Annotated in this window: 16 protein-coding genes and 2 pseudogenes; 10 read left to right on the top strand and 8 right to left on the bottom strand. The window is 53.8% G+C overall.

Features of this window, described 5'->3' with window-relative positions:
• Positions 1-79: 79 nt before the first annotated feature.
• Complete coding sequence (locus G434_RS06145; RefSeq protein WP_000566334.1) at positions 80-967, bottom strand: LysR substrate-binding domain-containing protein; 888 nt, start codon at positions 965-967, stop codon at positions 80-82.
• A gap of 133 nt (positions 968-1,100) precedes the next feature.
• Here G434_RS06145 and G434_RS06150 point away from each other — a divergent pair, with 133 nt between their 5' ends.
• The 5 genes and pseudogenes from G434_RS06150 to G434_RS30815 form a co-directional block, all read left to right on the top strand.
• The gene (locus tag G434_RS06150) at positions 1,101-2,111 is read left to right on the top strand and encodes an aldo/keto reductase (RefSeq protein WP_000023619.1); all 1,011 of its coding nucleotides are present in this window, start codon (positions 1,101-1,103) and stop codon (positions 2,109-2,111) included.
• A gap of 19 nt (positions 2,112-2,130) precedes the next feature.
• Entirely contained in the window at positions 2,131-2,928 is a 798-nt protein-coding gene (locus G434_RS06155; RefSeq protein ID WP_000762718.1) for an SDR family NAD(P)-dependent oxidoreductase, read from the top strand.
• Positions 2,929-2,953: 25 nt separating this feature from the next.
• Positions 2,954-3,370, top strand: coding sequence for an SRPBCC family protein (locus G434_RS06160; RefSeq protein WP_001140838.1), 417 nt, complete (start codon positions 2,954-2,956; stop codon positions 3,368-3,370).
• 157 nt (positions 3,371-3,527) lie between these two features.
• Positions 3,528-3,740 carry a YdgH/BhsA/McbA family protein gene (locus G434_RS06165; protein ID WP_000848790.1) on the top strand — a complete coding sequence of 71 codons (213 nt, stop codon included), beginning with the start codon at positions 3,528-3,530 and terminating at the stop codon, positions 3,738-3,740.
• Between the two features lie 72 nt (positions 3,741-3,812).
• Positions 3,813-3,929, top strand: a pseudogene (locus G434_RS30815) (hypothetical protein); the annotation flags it as partial.
• Between the two features lie 271 nt (positions 3,930-4,200).
• On the opposite strand, the gene nadR reads toward G434_RS30815, so the two are convergent.
• The 3 genes from nadR to serB are packed head-to-tail and all read right to left on the bottom strand — an operon-like array spanning position 4,201 to position 7,853.
• Complete coding sequence (gene nadR / locus G434_RS06170) at positions 4,201-5,433, bottom strand: multifunctional transcriptional regulator/nicotinamide-nucleotide adenylyltransferase/ribosylnicotinamide kinase NadR (RefSeq protein WP_000093813.1); 1,233 nt, start codon at positions 5,431-5,433, stop codon at positions 4,201-4,203.
• A gap of 20 nt (positions 5,434-5,453) precedes the next feature.
• Positions 5,454-6,836 (bottom strand): DNA repair protein RadA, encoded by a 1,383-nt coding sequence (radA, locus tag G434_RS06175; RefSeq protein ID WP_001029698.1) that lies wholly within the window; start codon positions 6,834-6,836, stop codon positions 5,454-5,456.
• Between the two features lie 48 nt (positions 6,837-6,884).
• The gene (gene serB / locus G434_RS06180) at positions 6,885-7,853 is read right to left on the bottom strand and encodes a phosphoserine phosphatase (protein ID WP_001132956.1); all 969 of its coding nucleotides are present in this window, start codon (positions 7,851-7,853) and stop codon (positions 6,885-6,887) included.
• 105 nt (positions 7,854-7,958) lie between these two features.
• On the opposite strand from serB, the gene G434_RS29995 reads away from it, so the two are divergent.
• The 3 genes and pseudogenes from G434_RS29995 (at position 7,959) to G434_RS06195 (ending at position 9,941) form a co-directional block, all read left to right on the top strand.
• Positions 7,959-8,603 (top strand): YtjB family periplasmic protein, encoded by a 645-nt coding sequence (locus G434_RS29995; protein WP_000124608.1) that lies wholly within the window; start codon positions 7,959-7,961, stop codon positions 8,601-8,603.
• A 27-nt stretch (positions 8,604-8,630) separates the two neighbouring features.
• Positions 8,631-9,647 carry a lipoate--protein ligase gene (lplA, locus tag G434_RS29990; protein ID WP_000105844.1) on the top strand — a complete coding sequence of 339 codons (1,017 nt, stop codon included), beginning with the start codon at positions 8,631-8,633 and terminating at the stop codon, positions 9,645-9,647.
• A 31-nt stretch (positions 9,648-9,678) separates the two neighbouring features.
• Positions 9,679-9,941: pseudogene (locus G434_RS06195) on the top strand (helix-turn-helix domain-containing protein).
• 148 nt (positions 9,942-10,089) lie between these two features.
• Here the strand turns inward: G434_RS06195 and deoD are convergent.
• From deoD to deoC, 4 genes are all read right to left on the bottom strand, one after another.
• Positions 10,090-10,809, bottom strand: coding sequence for a purine-nucleoside phosphorylase (deoD, locus tag G434_RS06200; RefSeq protein ID WP_000224877.1), 720 nt, complete (start codon positions 10,807-10,809; stop codon positions 10,090-10,092).
• Positions 10,810-10,865: 56 nt separating this feature from the next.
• Positions 10,866-12,089 carry a phosphopentomutase gene (gene deoB / locus G434_RS06205; RefSeq protein WP_000816471.1) on the bottom strand — a complete coding sequence of 408 codons (1,224 nt, stop codon included), beginning with the start codon at positions 12,087-12,089 and terminating at the stop codon, positions 10,866-10,868.
• A gap of 51 nt (positions 12,090-12,140) precedes the next feature.
• Positions 12,141-13,463, bottom strand: a complete 1,323-nt coding sequence (gene deoA / locus G434_RS06210; RefSeq protein WP_000477811.1) for a thymidine phosphorylase — start codon at positions 13,461-13,463, stop codon at positions 12,141-12,143.
• Positions 13,464-13,688: 225 nt separating this feature from the next.
• On the bottom strand, positions 13,689-14,468 hold the full coding sequence (gene deoC / locus G434_RS06215; protein ID WP_001298497.1) for a deoxyribose-phosphate aldolase: 780 nt from the start codon (positions 14,466-14,468) through the stop codon (positions 13,689-13,691).
• A 257-nt stretch (positions 14,469-14,725) separates the two neighbouring features.
• Here deoC and G434_RS06220 point away from each other — a divergent pair, with 257 nt between their 5' ends.
• Both G434_RS06220 and G434_RS06225 read left to right on the top strand, forming a co-directional pair.
• A complete protein-coding gene (locus tag G434_RS06220; RefSeq protein ID WP_001143200.1) occupies positions 14,726-16,276 on the top strand; it encodes a YjjI family glycine radical enzyme in 1,551 nt (516 codons plus the stop codon).
• Complete coding sequence (locus tag G434_RS06225) at positions 16,248-17,111, top strand: YjjW family glycine radical enzyme activase (RefSeq protein ID WP_001088427.1); 864 nt, start codon at positions 16,248-16,250, stop codon at positions 17,109-17,111. The genes G434_RS06220 and G434_RS06225 overlap by 29 nt, the downstream gene beginning before the upstream one ends.
• Positions 17,112-17,245: the final 134 nt, after the last annotated feature.

Here is a 17,245-nt window from a genome sequence, read left to right as displayed (position 1 = left end):
AATTTTCTTTAAGCGTATTAGCTCAGATGCGGACTGACACCTCAAATCAAGCGGGAACTCATGGTTCCCGCTTAACGTTTTATTCACCGCGCAGGATCTGGCGGAAATGGGAAACCAGCGGACGTTGGTTGGCTTTATGCCAGGCTGCCCATAATTGCGTTGAATAATTCATCCACGGCAATTCACGTAATACCACCCCTTCCGGCGCATTATGACGCAGACTATGTTGAATTAAGGCCAGACCTAATCCCGCAGCGACCAAACCTAATGCCGTGAGGGGTTCACCCGCTTCCAGGCGAATATCAGGATTAAACCCGGCGTTAACACAGGCGGCGACAAAATGATCGCGAGAATGCGCATCGTCGTTATGAATCACCGCAATCCACTGCTCATCGCCAAGTTGTGACGCGACAAGGTTTTCCTCCTGCGCCAGAGGATGATTTTGCGGTAAGGCCAACAACATTCGATCATCCAGAACCTGAATATATTCCAGATCCTGCTCGCTGTCGGTGGGCGGCGTGTCGACCAGAGAAAAATCGAGACTGCGCTGGCGCAGGCCTTCAATCTGGGTAGCCGGTGGTTGGCTGTAAAGTGCGATATGCACATTCGGACGCGATACACGTAACGTACGTAGCGCCGTAGAAAGCACACCGGAATGCATGGCGTTTTCGATATAGCCAATACACAAGCCACCATCTTCCCCCCGTCCCAGGCGTTTGCCTAACGACTCCAGGCGGTTGGCGTGTGTCAGCAACGAACGTGTTTCGGCAAGGAATGTCTGTCCATCAGCGGTCAGGCGAATGCGCTGCTGATTACGCTCAAACAGCGTCAGCCCCAGCCGTTCTTCCAGTTGTGCAATCTGGCGGCTCAGCGGTGATTGCGAGATATGTAATCGCTCGGCTGCGCGTCCCACGTGCTCTTCTTCTGCGACCACCACGAAGTACTTCAGTTGGCGTAAATCAATCATGTTAGACCTCAAAGGACTTAAGTCAGACGAATTATGTCCTATCAAGTCACAACCTCGCAAGGTATTGTGATCCACGTCACAGGGCGATAGCAAAAAAACGCCCTAACCCAAACCGAATAATTGAGGACATCTTATGAGCATCAAAAATTTACTTCCCGGCAAAATTGGCTTAGGTGGCGCACCACTCGGCAACATGTTCCGTGCCATTCCGGAAGACGAGGCCCACGCCACCGTGAGCGAAGCCTGGAACCTGGGCGTGCGTTACTTTGATACCGCGCCGCTGTATGGCTCTGGCCTTTCTGAAATCCGCATGGGTGAAGCGCTGTCTCAGTATCCACGCGATGAATACGTTCTGAGCAGCAAAGTCGGTCGCATCATGCTGGACGAAATGGAAGATCCGGCAAAACGTGATTTCGGTGAAAAAGGTGGCCTGTTCGAACACGGCCTGAAAAACAAAATTCTGAATGACTACTCTGCTGACGCCACGCTGCGCTCGATTGAAGACAGCCTGAAACGCCTGAAAACAGACCGTCTGGATATTGTCTGGATCCACGACCCGGCACAGGACTTCTACGGTGACAGCTGGCTGGAACAGTTCAACATAGCCCGTACCGGTGCGTTTCGTGCGCTGACGCGTTTGCGTGACGAAGGTGTGATTAAAGCCTGGGGACTGGGTGTGAATCGCGTCGAACCTTGCGAACTGACGCTGGCGCTGGACGAACCGAAGCCGGATGCGTTCCTGCTGGCGGGGCGTTATTCCCTGCTGGATCACGAACGTGCGCTGCAACGCCTGATGCCAGAAGCACTGGAACAGAACGTGGATATTGTTGTGGGCGGTCCGTACAGCTCTGGCGTACTGGCAGGCGGCGAGCACTTTGAATATCAGAAAGCTTCTGCGGCCATCCAGCAGAAAGTGGCGCAAATTAACACCATTGCCACACGTTTCAATGTGAACGTTAAAGCAGCTGCGCTGCAGTTCGCGCTGGCAAACCCGGCCGTTGCGGCGGTTATTCCTGGCTCCAGCCGTCCTGGCCGTATGGCAGAAGATCTGGCTGCACTGAATGCGCCTGTTCCGGCTGAATTCTGGGCAGAAATGCGCCGTCAAAATCTGGTTGCGGAAAACGCTCCGCTGCCGACCCGTTAATCAACCTGGTGAGAAAACGATGAAACTGGATCTGACAGGTAAAGTCGCGGTGGTCAGCGGCTCAACCTCCGGCATTGGGCAGGGTATCGCCGCCGGACTGGCAAAAGCAGGCGCAACGGTGGTTGTCGTCGGCCGTAAACAGAGCGGCGTTGATGACGCCATGGCTGCGATTGCGGCACAAACTCCCACGGCGTCACTGCGCGGCGTGGTGGCCGATCTCAGCACCGAAGACGGCGTGACTGCGCTGATCGCTGCAGTCCCAACGGCTGATGTGCTGGTCAATAATCTGGGCATTTTCAACGATAAAGATTTCTTTAGCGTTCCGGATGATGAGTGGATGCACTTCTATAACGTCAACGTCCTTTCCGGCGTTCGTCTGGCGCGTCACTATGCGCCAGGCATGACGGAACAGGGCTGGGGGCGGATTATCTTTGTCTCGTCCGAATCCGGCGTGGCAATCCCTGGCGACATGATCAACTACGGCGTCACCAAAGCCGCGAATCTGGCGGTCTCTCATGGTCTGGCGAAACGACTGGCGGGGACCGGTGTGACCGTCAACGCCATTCTGCCAGGGCCAACCTTTACCGATGGCCTGAAAGAGATGCTGGCGGATGCCGCTGCGCAGTCGGGACGCAGTGCGCGTGAACAGGCCGATGAGTTTGTTAAAACCTCGCGTCCGAGCTCCATCATCCAGCGTGCGGCAGATGTGGAAGAAGTGGCGAATCTGGCGGTTTATCTCGCGTCACCGCTTTCCTCGGCAACCACAGGGGCAGCCCTGCGCGTCGATGGCGGCGTCGTCGACACCCTAACAATGTAACCCTATAAATTAAGAGAAAATTATCATGGCTAAAACAACTGTATCGATCGAAATTCCGGCTTCTGCCGACGCCGTATGGCAATTGATGGGCGGCTTTGATGCGCTGCCAGACTGGCTGCCGTTCATCCCGAAAAGCGTAGTGACAGAAGGCGGTCGCGTTCGTTCGCTGACAACCTCTGACGGCGGCACTGTGGTTGAACGTCTGGAAGCGTTTGATAACCGTCAACGCAGTTATACCTATTCCATTATTCAGGCACCGTTCCCGGTGGTGGATTACCTCTCCACCATTACCGTTCATGAAACCGCCGACAGCCAGGTTTCTCGTGTGGAATGGTTCGGTGAATTCACCCCGGTGAATGTGACGAACGAAGAGGCCGAAGCGCTGTTTACCGGCATCTATCGGGATGGTCTCAAGGCGCTGAAGGACAACTTTGTTGCCTGATGCAATCGACAGGCGTCGGAACGTCCGGCGTCTGATTATTAACAAAATCAGAATAGTCTATTGTCATTTGTATCATTTATGTTATCAGGCAGCAGGCGTATTCTATCCCCATCGCGTTAATAAACGCCAAACAATTAAGACACTCTGGAATATAAACATGAAAACGATCATCGCAATTTTTACAGCTTCTCTTTTCTCTGTCGCGGCGTTTAACGCATCGGCGCAAAGCGTAACAGCAACCGGTACAACACTGGATTCTGCGGAAGCAGTTATTGCGCAGAAAGCGAAAGAGATAAACGCCTCTGAATACAAAATCACCAGCGCTCGCATGGGCAATACCGTCACCATGAGTGCCGAACTGTACAAATAACCGCGCAAGGGACCCATTACGTAATTTGCTAAATATGCGCTGAATGCGTTGCCATTAAAAAACCGTATTGTAATGCCACCGATGACGCGTTCCCGCGCGGGTGACGTTGCGACTGACATAATGGCGGACTATTACGCGCAGCACGCTAGTGCAGGACTTATCATCAGCGAAGGTACGCAAATCAGCAGAAGCGCTGCGCATAATTTTCCACGGCACGCTGATTTACTCCGGTAAATACACCAAAGCGCGCGCCGAAGCGGACTGTCAGATTTGATTGCATTCTGGCTACGCAACTGGTCGGTTGGAGTATGAAGTTGCTCACGAATAGCCTTAGCATCTGCAATTTCGTAGCGGGTCACCCGTGCAGGTTCTTTCTAATCTCAACAGCCTCTTCCAGAGAGTTTTTCAACTCATCAAAAAAACTCAATTTATACCTCGCCTTTGAGCCGTTTCGTCACGGTTATCTCTGCTCGCCCATCATCTCCCGCACCAGCTCCACACAGCGCAGGAAACGGCTGTCGTAATCGTCCTCTTCAACACGCACAAATTCGATATTGTTCTCTTCCAGCATCTCCACCAGCAAGTTCTGGAACTCTTTGCGATCCACCGAACTACCGAGGCTGCGTAAACCATCCGCCACCCACGGCGTGTTGTTCTCCAGCAAGATAACCAGATCAAAACGGTATTCATCAATCAGCGCCTGCACGAACGGATGCTCACGCCCTTCGTACTTTTTGCAGAACGCCTGGGTAGTGACAAAATCAGTGTCGATAAACGCCACTTTATTGGCGTATTTCACTGCAAAATCAATATATTGCGCGTGTCCTAGCGCGATTTTATCGTAGTCGGAATACTGCAATGCGATCTCATCACCGCCAAGGTGTGAAAAGACATAATCGCGACCATATTCCCACGCACTGGTGGTATTGAAGATATTGGCAAGTTTGTTTACCAGGGTGGATTTACCGCTCGACTCGCCGCCAAGGATCGCCACGGTACGCACAAAGAACGGCTTCACTTCGGTGGGAATATATTCCCAGTAGCGGAACGGGTTTTCGCGGATCTGCGCACCGCTGATACTCATAAAGGTGCGTTTCGGATCGACCAGCACCGTTTCGATCCCCAGATGTTCCATATACTGTGGCGCATCGGCTTCTTCCGAGGTGTAGATCAGGTCCGGCTGGATCCCCTTTTCAGCCATAAACTTTTTGATGCCGTTGCTCCATACATCCCAGCCGTGCGGATATGGCTCCATGCCCTCTTCATTGAAAGCATGAATACGGATATTTTTCTGATATTTAAAGGTTTGCAATAACCAGCGCAGACGATCCGGCACCGTGGGCTGCTGCGACATGGCGCTGTCTTCAAACAACGCACGGTCACGGGTATCGTCAAAGCCCATAATGATATGCAACTCGTCAACCTGGCTACAGGCGCGCTGGATAAGGTAGATATGTCCGGTATGCAACGGGTAGAACTTACCGAATACCACGCCAATGGTTTTCTTTTGGCGGGGAAACTCAAGCCCCAAAAAACGGTGCAATGCCTCCAGTTTTTGCGCGCTGGGGCTTTTAATTTTGGCATTCAGTAACTGGCTTAAATACCCTTTGGTCATACCGCTGGCATCAGCTACCTGCTGTAGCGTGCAGCCCTGTTGCTTGATGGCAGTTTTCAGGTAATCAAATGACGACATATCTCCCTCCGTATCTCTCATTATAAGTCGTCGAACACGCTAAGCGCGTCGGAGAGTTTTTTAACGCCAAAAATCTGCATCCCTTCCGGCGCTTTTTTCGGCACATTAGCCGCCGGAACAATCGCCCGCCGAAAACCGTGTTTCGCCGCTTCAGAGATTCGTTCCTGGCCGCTGGGCACCGGGCGGATCTCCCCTGCCAGCCCGACTTCACCAAACACCACCAGATCCTGTGGCAGCGGTCTGTCACGCAGGCTGGAAACCATCGCCAGCAGTAACGCTAAGTCGGCGCTGGTTTCGGTTACCTTCACGCCGCCGACCACGTTCACAAACACATCCTGATCGGCCATTTGCAGACCACCGTGACGGTGCAAGACAGCCAGCAGGATTGCCAGACGGTTTTGCTCCAGCCCTACTGCGACGCGGCGTGGATTCGCCATCATCGAGTGATCGACCAGCGCCTGGATCTCCACCAGCAGTGGACGCGTTCCTTCCCATACCACCATCACTGAGCTACCGGAGGTCACTTCATCACCGCGGCTTAAAAAGATGGCGGAAGGGTTGCTAACTTCACGCAGCCCCTGTTCGGTCATCGCGAAGACGCCCAGCTCATTCACCGCGCCGAAGCGGTTTTTATGGCTGCGCAAGGTGCGAAAACGGGAGTCGGCATCGCCATCCAAAAGCACCGAACAGTCGATACAGTGTTCCAGCACTTTAGGGCCAGCCAGCGAGCCATCTTTGGTTACGTGCCCGACCATGACAATCGCCACGCCGCGCGTTTTGGCGAAGCGCGTCAGATAAGCCGCCGTTTCACGCACCTGCGCCACGCTACCAGGCGATGATTGTACATCCGCCATATGCATCACCTGGATCGAGTCAATTACCATCAGCTTCGGTTGCTCTTCTTCGGCAATCAGGCAGATCTGCTCGATGCTGGTTTCCGACAGCATATTAAGATTGTCAGTCGGCAGGCCAAGGCGATGAGCGCGCATTGCCACCTGTTGCAGCGACTCTTCGCCGGTGACATACAGCGTTTTCATCTGCTGCGCCAGTTTGCACAGCGTTTGCAGTAGCAACGTGGATTTCCCCGCACCAGGGTTACCGCCAATCAGAATGGCACTTCCCGGCACCACGCCGCCGCCTAATACGCGGTCGAACTCTTTAAATCCGGTGGAAAAACGCGGCAGCTCTTCAAGGCTGATGTCGGAAAGTTTCTGGACTTTTGCCACCCCGGCGCTACCGGCATAGCCGCTGAGACGCTCGTTACGCGCCACCGTTGGCGACGCTGCAAGACGCACCTCGGTGATGGTGTTCCAGGCATGACAGGCACTGCACTGCCCCTGCCAGCGCGGATAATCGGCCCCGCATTCATTACAAACAAAGGCGCGTTTTGGAGCTTTTGCCACGATGTACCTCGTTAATGCTGTGCCGCCCGCAGGATGACGGGCGGGCAATTACTTCTGATTCAGGCTGCCGGAGAGGATGCAGAATACCCCCATCAGGTCAGCGTGACGGATGGTGACTTCCGTCTTTTCATTCACTTTTGGCTTGGCATGGTAGGCAATCCCCAGCCCTGCCGCTTTGATCATCGGCAGGTCATTGGCTCCATCGCCAATCGCCACGGTCTGCGCCAGCGGGATTTCATACTCCTGCGCGAGGCGGGTCAGGGTTTTCGCTTTATATTGCGCGTCAACGATGTCGCCGATCACATTGCCGGTAAATTTACCGTCCATGATCTCCAGTTCATTGGCTACCACGGCTGTCAGGCGCAGCTTGTCGCGCAGGTATTCAGCAAAGAAAGTAAAGCCACCGGAGGCAATCGCCACTTTCCAGCCCAGCGTTTCCAGCTTGAGTACCAGCTGCGTTAAGCCTGGCATCAGCGGCAGATTTTCACGCACCTGTTGCAGAATATTGGCGTCAGCGCCTTTCAGCGTCGCCACGCGGCTGCGCAGGCTGGCGGTAAAATCGAGTTCGCCGCGCATCGCCCGTTCGGTTACCTCCGCCACCATCTCGCCCGTTCCGGCCAGTTTGGCAATTTCATCAATACATTCAATCTGGATGGCGGTGGAATCCATGTCCATCACCAGCAAACCCGGCGTGCGCAGGTGTGGGATTTTCCCCAGCGGCGCGACATCCAGTTGCGCTTCATGGGCCAGGCGCGTAGCCCGCGCGGTGAGTGAACCTGCCAGACGAATCACCTGATAATCTTCCACGCACCAGGCGGCAACAATCACCATCGCCGCGCCCAGTTTGCTCTGGTATTGGGTCAGACGTTGTTTATCCAGCCCACGACCATACAGCAGCCAGCCGCTACGACCTGCGTGGTAATCCAGTGGCATCACTTCATCACCACTTAATGAAAGAGGCAGACCCGGCCATAAAGAGACATCTTCAGGCAGGTCGCACCAGGTAATGTTAGGCATTAAGGCTCCTGTAAAATCGTTCGAAGCAGGGAAAATAACGCATGAGGCTACCTTGTATCCATTGCTTCTGGCAACATTAAGTCTCAAATTTTCAAAGGGTGGAAGATGGCTCGCACAAAACTGAAATTCCGGCTGCATCGGGCAGTGATTGTCCTGTTCTGTCTTGCCTTGTTAGTGGCGCTGATGCAGGGGGCGTCATGGTTTAGTCAAAACCACCAGCGACAGCGTAATCCACAGCTGGAAGAACTAGCCCGCACCCTGGCGCGTCAGGTAACGCTGAACGTTGCACCGCTGATGCGTACCGACTCACCGGATGAAAAACGTATTCAGGCGATCCTCGATCAGTTAACGGATGAAAGCCGCATTCTCGACGCAGGCGTATATGATGAACAAGGCGATCTTATCGCCCGTTCTGGTGAAAGCGTCGACGTGCGCGACCGGCTGGCGCTCGACGGCAAAAAAGCGGGCGGCTATTTTAACCAGCAGATTGTCGAACCCATTGCGGGTAAAAACGGACCGCTCGGCTATCTGCGCCTGACGCTCGACACCCATACGCTCGCCACCGAAGCCCAACAGGTGGATAACACCACTAACATTTTACGCCTGATGTTGCTGCTCTCGCTGGCAATCGGCGTAGTGCTGACCCGCACGCTGCTACAGGGTAAACGCACCCGCTGGCAGCAATCGCCCTTCCTGTTAACCGCCAGCAAACCGGTGCCGGAAGAGGAAGAAAGCGAGAAAAAAGAGTGACCCATTACTACAAGAAAGGAAATCGTTATGTCCACATTACGCCTGCTCATCTCTGACTCTTACGACCCGTGGTTTAACCTGGCGGTGGAAGAGTGTATTTTTCGCCAGATGCCCGCCACGCAGCGCGTTCTGTTTCTCTGGCGCAATGCCGACACGGTAGTGATTGGTCGCGCACAGAACCCGTGGAAAGAGTGTAATACCCGGCGGATGGAAGAAGATAACGTCCGCCTGGCGCGGCGCAGCAGCGGTGGCGGCGCAGTGTTCCACGATCTCGGCAATACCTGCTTTACCTTTATGGCTGGCAAGCCGGAGTACGATAAAACCATCTCCACGTCGATTGTGCTCAATGCGCTGAACGCGCTCGGCGTCAGCGCCGAAGCGTCCGGACGTAACGATCTGGTGGTGAAAACCGCCGAAGGCGACCGCAAAGTCTCAGGCTCGGCCTATCGCGAAACCAAAGATCGCGGCTTCCACCACGGCACCTTGCTGCTCAATGCCGACCTTAGCCGCCTGGCAAACTATCTCAATCCGGATAAAAAGAAACTGGCGGCGAAAGGCATTACGTCGGTACGTTCCCGCGTGACCAATCTGACCGAATTGCTGCCGGGGATCACCCATGAGCAGGTTTGCGAGGCCATAACCGAGGCCTTTTTCGCCCATTATGGCGAGCACGTGGAAGCGGAAATCATCTCCCCGGACAAAACGCCAGACTTGCCGAACTTCGCCGAAACCTTTGCCCGTCAGAGTAGCTGGGAGTGGAACTTCGGTCAGGCTCCGGCATTCTCGCATCTGCTGGATGAACGCTTTACCTGGGGCGGCGTGGAACTGCATTTCGACGTTGAAAAAGGCCATATCACCCGCGCCCAGGTATTTACCGACAGCCTTAACCCAGCACCACTGGAAGCCCTCGCAGGACGGCTGCAAGGCTGCCTGTACCGCGCTGACATGCTGCAACAGGAGTGTGAAGCGCTGTTGGTTGACTTCCCGGAACAGGAAAAAGAGCTACGGGAGTTATCGGCATGGATAGCGGGGGCGGTACGGTAACTCGCTCATTAAAATATCCAGGGAAGGAAATATGATCGATCTGGAAAACCAGGAACGGGAGGTTATCAATTTAATGTTCAGCCAGGGTATATCCTGGCTAGCCGCCGTGCGTATCAGGCATAAATTATCGCTTGCTGAAGTAAGTAAAATGTTAGGTATCTCGATTAATTCTCTAAAACGGATCGAAAAGACGGAACGGCTTAGCTCAAACATCAAAAGAAAATGGCAGGAATTTATGGTTGTCCACCAGAGTTGCTGATATACCCTTACTGGATGACGGCTGAACATAAATGAATAGATTCATGAATGGATTTTATTTTCTATCCATATGAAAAATAATAGTAAATCTATAAATCAGTCGCTATTGATGAATAGATACTAAAAAGCCGGAGCAGTCTCCCGTTCCGGCTTCACAAGGCAATCGCCTTTCAGCGAAACACAATTACTCTTTATCGCCCAGCAGAACGGATTCCAGTGCGATTTTGATCATGTCGTTGAAGGTGGTCTGACGCTCAGCGGCAGTGGTCTGCTCGTGAGTACGGATGTGGTCAGACACGGTGCAGATGGTCAGGGCTTTCGCGCCAAATTCTGCAGCGACGCCGTAGATACCAGCCGCTTCCATTTCCACGCCGAGGATGCCGTATTTTTCCATCACGTCGAACATTTCGCCGTCCGGAGAGTAGAACAGGTCAGCGGAGAACAGGTTACCAACGCGAGCATCAATGCCCAGTGCTTTAGCTGCATCTACTGCGTTACGCACCATGTCAAAGTCAGCGATAGCGGCAAAGTCATGGTCTTTAAAACGGATGCGGTTAACTTTGGAATCGGTGCAGGCACCCATACCGATAACGACGTCGCGCAGTTTTACGTGTGGCAGAACAGCGCCACAGGAGCCTACGCGGATAATTTTCTTCACGCCGAAATCGGTGATCAGTTCTTTGGTGTAGATGGAGCAGGACGGGATACCCATACCGTGACCCATTACGGAAATTTTGCGGCCTTTGTAAGTACCGGTGAAGCCCAGCATACCGCGAACGTTGTTCACTTCACGGGCATCTTCAAGGAAAGTTTCAGCAATATACTTCGCACGCAGCGGGTCGCCTGGCATCAAAACTACGTCAGCGAAATCGCCCATTTCTGCATTAATGTGTGGGGTAGCCATTGTTTTATCCTTTTTGTGACATAACAAAGGCGGAGTCAACGCTCCGCCCAAATCCATCAGAACATGGCTTTGCCATATTCCATATCAGAAGTACCAAAATATTTTGCCAGAGTCTGGCCGATATCCGCGAAGGTTTCACGGTGACCCAGTGAGCCCGGTTTTACTTTCGGGCCGTAAACCAGTACCGGAATGTGTTCACGCGTGTGGTCAGTACCGGTCCAGGTCGGATCACAGCCGTGGTCAGCGGTGAGGATCAGGATGTCGTCATCGCGCAGCAGAGACATCAGCTCCGGCAGACGGCGGTCGAACAGTTCCAGACCCGCAGCATAACCGGCGACGTCGCGACGGTGGCCCCAGGAAGAGTCGAAGTCAACGAAGTTGGTGAAGACGATGGTGTTATCACCCGCTTCTTTCATCTCTTTGATGGTGGCGTCAAACAGCGCGTCCAGGCCAGTCGCTTTCACTTTTTTGGTGATACCGCAGTTGGCGTAGATGTCTGCAATTTTACCGACAGAAACCACCTGGCCGTGTTTTTCATCAACCAGTTTCTGCAGCACGGTCGGTGCTGGCGGTTCAACGGCCAGGTCGTGACGGTTACCGGTACGCTGGAAGTTACCGGCTTTGTCGCCGATAAACGGACGAGCGATAACACGACCGATGTTGTAGCCGCCGTTGGTCAGCTCTTCACGGGCGATTTCGCACAGTTCGTAGAGTTTATCCAGACCGAAAGTTTCTTCATGGCAGGCAATCTGGAACACGGAGTCAGCGGAGGTATAGAAAATCGGCTTGCCGGTTTTCATGTGCTCTTCGCCCAGCTGATCCAGAATGACCGTACCGGAAGAGTGGCAGTTACCGAGGTAACCCGGCAGATTAGCGCGTTCGACCAGTTTATCCAGCAGCTCTTGCGGGAAGCTGTTTTCGTGATCGGAGAAGTATCCCCACTCAAACAGAACCGGGACACCGGCGATTTCCCAGTGACCAGACGGGGTATCTTTACCGGATGACATTTCGTGCGCCCATGCGTACGCGCCGATAACTTCAGCGTTGCCGTCCATTCCCGCCGGAATGAAACCGGTAGAACCTTCGTGTGCTTTCGCCAGCCCCAGACGGGTCAGATTTGGCAGATTGAGCGGGCCTTTACGACCGTTATCAGCTTCGCCTTTGGCACAAGCTTCTGCGATATGACCCAGGGTGTCAGCCCCGACGTCACCAAAGCGTTCTGCATCTTCTGTAGCGCCGATGCCGAATGAGTCCAGCACCATAATAAATGCACGTTTCATATGTTCTCCGTACTCAGTGCTTCAAATTTAAATGATCAGATCAGTATACCGTTATTCGCTGATACGGCGATAGACAGTTGGTGTGCTTTCCGGTGCTTTATCGGCAAGTTTAATTGCCGCTTTCACCGCTTTCGCCGCTTCCTGCCAGCTGTTTTCGTCTTTCGCGTGGATAACCGCCAGCGGACGCTGACCGTCTACCTGGTCGCCCAGACGCGCCATATCAGTAAAGCCGACGCTGTAATCGATGGTGTCAGATGCCTGACGGCGTCCGCCGCCCATTGCAACCACTGCCATCCCCAGCGCGCGGGTATCCATTTCACTGACAAAACCTTCGGTATCAGCATAGACTGCTTTCGTCAGCATCGCTGTCGGCAGATACTTCGCGTAGTTCTCAACGAAGTCGGTTGGGCCTTTTTGTGCCGCTACCATACGACCAAAGACTTCTGCCGCTTTACCGTTGTCCAGCACCGCCTGCAATTTCGCGCGTGCTTCGGCGTCATCTTTCGCCAGTTTGCCGGAGATCAGCATCTCCACGCACAGCGCCATCGTGACATCAAACAGACGCGGGTTACGATATTCTCCCGTCAGGAACTGCACTGCTTCACGAACCTCAACCGCGTTACCTGCACTGGAGGCCAGTACCTGATTCATGTCGGTGAGCAGCGCGGTGGTGCGCACGCCAGCGCCGTTAGCCACGCCAACAATCGCTTCGGCAAGGGCTTCAGAGAGTTCGTAGGTCGGCATAAACGCGCCGCTACCCACTTTCACGTCCATCACCAGCGCGTCCAGACCTTCCGCCAGTTTCTTCGCCAGAATCGAGGCAGTGATCAGCGGGATGGAGTCCACGGTTGCGGTAATATCACGGGTCGCGTAGAAACGTTTATCCGCCGGAGCCAGTGAGCTGGTCTGACCGATAATCGCCACGCCGACGTCTTTAATAATTTCGCGGAAACGGTTGTCATCCGGGAAAATGTCGAAGCCAGGAATGGATTCCAGTTTGTCGAGCGTACCGCCAGTATGACCGAGGCCGCGACCGGAGATCATCGGAATATAGCCGCCGCAGGCTGCGACCATCGGCCCCAACATCAGCGAAGTCACATCGCCGACGCCACCGGTGGAGTGTTTATCAACAATTGGGCCATTCAGATGCAGGCTTTTCCAGTCGAGAACGGTTCCTGAATCTCGCATCGCCATGGTCAGCGAGACACGCTCAGGCATTGTCATATCGTGGAAGAAAATGGTCATCGCGAGGGCGGCAATCTGCCCTTCGGAGATAGTGTTGTCGCGAATGCCGTTGATAAAGAAACGAATTTCTTCATCGCTCAGCGCATGACCATCACGTTTTTTACGAATAATTTCTTGTGCGAGAAACAAGGTAACCTCCCGTGGAATAAGTTTGAAGGTGTTGTTGCCAGATGGCGGATGTTGTTATTGCCTGATGCTGACCGATTCTTATCATGCCTACACGGCACTCGCCCGTAGGCCGGATAAGGCGTTCGCGCCGCATCAGGCAGCACTGCTGACTGCCTGATGCGACGCTGACGCGTCTTATCAGGCCTACTGGGGGCATCCGGCATCCACCCTCTGGCAAAAGGCAGCTTAGTAGCTGCTTGCGCTCTTACCGTCGCCGTGGCCCAGCGCTTTCAGCAGGCTTGCCAGCAGGCTGGAAGCGCCAAAGCGGTAGTGACGCGCATCAGCCCAGTCAGCGCCGAACAGTTCATCTGCGATGGCGAGATATTTCTGCGCATCTTCCGCAGTACGCACGCCGCCCGCCGGTTTGAAACCAACGGTTTTTTCTACGCCCATGTCGCGGATCACTTCCATCATGATGCGCGCGCTTTCCGGCGTCGCGTTCACTGCCACTTTACCGGTAGAGGTTTTGATGAAGTCAGCACCCGCTTTGATAGAGATTTCAGACGCTTTGCGGATCAGCGCTTCGTCTTTCAGTTCGCCGGTTTCGATGATCACTTTCAGCAGTACGTTAGCCGCTGCGCAAGCCTCTTTACAGGCTTTCACCAGGTCAAAACCAACCTGCTCGTTACCCGCCATCAGCGCGCGGTACGGGAACACCACGTCAACTTCATCGGCACCGTAGGCGATTGCCGCACGGGTTTCTGCCAGCGCGATGTCGATGTCGTCGTTACCGTGTGGGAAGTTGGTTACCGTAGCGATACGGATTTCCGGGGTACCCTGCTCTTTCAGCGTTTTGCGAGCAATCGGGATAAAGCGAGGATAGATACAGATAGCGGCGGTATTGCCGACCGGAGTTTTGGCCTGATGACACAGGGCGATCACTTTCTCGTCGGTGTCGTCGTCATTCAGGGTGGTCAGGTCCATCAATTTCAGTGCACGCAGGCTGCTTGCTTTCAGATCAGTCATTTCATTCTCCTGGCTTGTCGCCAATAAAATTCACCTTGCGAGTTTGTTAGTATTCTAACATCTACTCCGCAACACACTTCGATATACATCACAATTAAGGAAATCTACTTACAAGTTTGCATCACTGTAATGCGATCTGGTTCAAATAATTCACTTTCAAATGAATGCGTCAGTGGTGGCAAACGCATCAGGATCAAAGTGAACATCACGAAACTTCTTACAATGGCGCATCACCTTCGGCATAAAAGGAAAAGAAGATGCCCACTTCTCATGAAATTGCACTGCAACAACGTTGCCAGCAAATTGTCACCAGCCCGGTACTTAGCCCGGAGCAGAAGCGCCATTTTCTGGCGCTGGAAGCAGAAAACAATCTGCCTTATCCGCAGCTTCCTGCCGAAGCCCGCCGCGCGCTGGATGAGGGTGTAATCTGCGATATGTTTGAAGGTCATGCGCCGTACAAACCGCGCTATGTCTTACCCGATTACGCCCGTTTTCTGGCGAACGGTTCCGAATGGCTGGAGCTGGAAGGCGCGAAAGATCTTGATGATGCACTCTCTCTGCTGACCATTCTTTACCACCACGTACCATCGGTCACATCGATGCCGGTCTACCTGGGGCAACTGGATGCGTTGTTGCAGCCGTATGTTAGAATTCTAACACAGGACGAGATCGATATTCGAATAAAACGTTTCTGGCGTTACCTCGACAGAACCCTGCCAGACGCCTTTATGCACGCCAATATCGGCCCGTCTGATTCGCCCATCACCCGTGCAATCTTACGTGCAGATGCAGAGCTGAAGCAGGTTTCACCGAACCTGACCTTTATCTACGATCCTGAAATCACCCCTGATGATCTGCTGCTGGAAGTGGCGAAAAACATCTGCGAATGTAGCAAACCGCACATCGCCAACGGTCCGGTGCATGATAAAATTTTCACAAAAGGGGGCTACGGGATTGTGAGCTGTTACAACTCACTGCCGCTGGCGGGTGGTGGCAGCACGCTGGTACGCCTTAACCTGAAAGCCATTGCCGAGCGCAGTGAATCGCTGGATGACTTCTTTACGCGCACTCTACCGCACTACTGCCAGCAGCAGATCGCCATCATCGATGCGCGGTGTGAATTCCTCTATCAACAATCACACTTCTTTGAGAATAGCTTCCTGGTGAAAGAAGGGCTGATTAACCCTGAACGTTTTGTGCCAATGTTTGGCATGTATGGGCTGGCGGAAGCAGTTAACTTGCTGTGCGAGAAAGATGGGATTGCCGCGCGCTACGGTAAAGAAGCCGCCGCAAATGAAGTGGGTTATCGCATCAGCGCACAACTGGCGGAGTTTGTCGCCAATACCCCCGTGAAATATGGCTGGCAAAAACGCGCCATGTTACACGCACAGTCGGGGATCAGTTCTGATATCGGCACCACGCCGGGCGCGCGTTTGCCGTATGGTGATGAGCCAGATCCGATTACTCATCTGCAAACTGTCGCCCCGCATCATGCTTATTATTATTCCGGCATCAGCGACATTCTGACGCTCGACGAAACCATCAAACGTAACCCGCAGGCACTGGTACAGCTTTGCCTCGGTGCCTTTAAAGCCGGAATGCGTGAATTTACCGCCAATGTCAGCGGTAACGATCTGGTTCGCGTTACCGGTTATATGGTGCGTTTGTCGGATTTAGAAAAATATCGCGCCGAAGGTTCACGCACCAACACCACCTGGCTGGGAGAAGAAGCCGCACGCAACACTCGTATTCTGGAACGCCAGCCGCGCGTGATAAGCCATGAACAGCAGATGCGCTTTAGTCAGTAAGATTATCCCCTTCTCCTGCGTTGACGGGCCAGGCAGTCGTCTGGCTCTGTTTTTGCAGGGCTGCAATCTGCGCTGCAAAAACTGTCACAATCCGTGGACGATGGGACGCTGCAATGACTGCGGAGAGTGCGTGCCGCAGTGTCCGCATCAGGCGTTGCAGATTGTTAACGGCAAAGTGGTGTGGAACGCTGTGGTTTGCGAGCAATGTGATACCTGCCTGAAGATGTGTCCACAACATGCCACGCCGATGGCGCAATCCATGAGCGTGGACGAGGTGCTTAGCCATATCCGCAAAGCGGTGCTGTTTATTGAAGGGATAACGGTAAGCGGCGGCGAAGCCACGACCCAGCTGCCGTTTGTGGTGGCGTTGTTTACTGCCATCAAAAACGATCCGCAACTGTGCCATCTCACCTGTCTGGTGGACAGTAACGGTATGTTGAGCGAAACCGGCTGGGAAAAATTACTCCCGGTGTGCGACGGCGCAATGCTCGATCTCAAAGCGTGGGGGAGCGAATGTCATCAGCAATTAACCGGACGCGATAATCAGCAGATTAAGCGCAGCATCTGTTTGCTTGCCGAGCGCGGCAAGCTGGCGGAACTGCGTTTGCTGGTAATCCCAGGCCAGGTGGATTATTTGCAACACATCGATGAGCTGGCGGCGTTTATCAAGGGACTTGGCGATGTTCCGGTACGCCTGAACGCGTTTCATGCCCACGGCGTGTATGGCGAGGCGCAAAGCTGGCCGAGTGCCACGCCGGAAGACGTTGAGCCATTGGCTGATGCGTTAAAGGTGCGCGGGGTGAGCCGGTTAATATTTCCGGCGCTATATTTGTGACATGCCGGATACGGCCTATGGTTCGGCACAGACTTGTAGGTCTGATAAGACGCGTCAAGCGTCGCATCAGGCATTGTGCGCCAACTGCCGGATGCGGCGTGAACGCCTTATCCGGCCTACGGTTCGGCACAGAC

It is taken from the genome of Escherichia sp. KTE172 (genome assembly GCF_000408845.1).
GTDB lineage: Bacteria > Pseudomonadota > Gammaproteobacteria > Enterobacterales > Enterobacteriaceae > Escherichia > Escherichia coli.
Note: the sequence above shows the minus strand (reverse complement) of the source record. Positions and strands in the feature narration are given on the sequence as shown.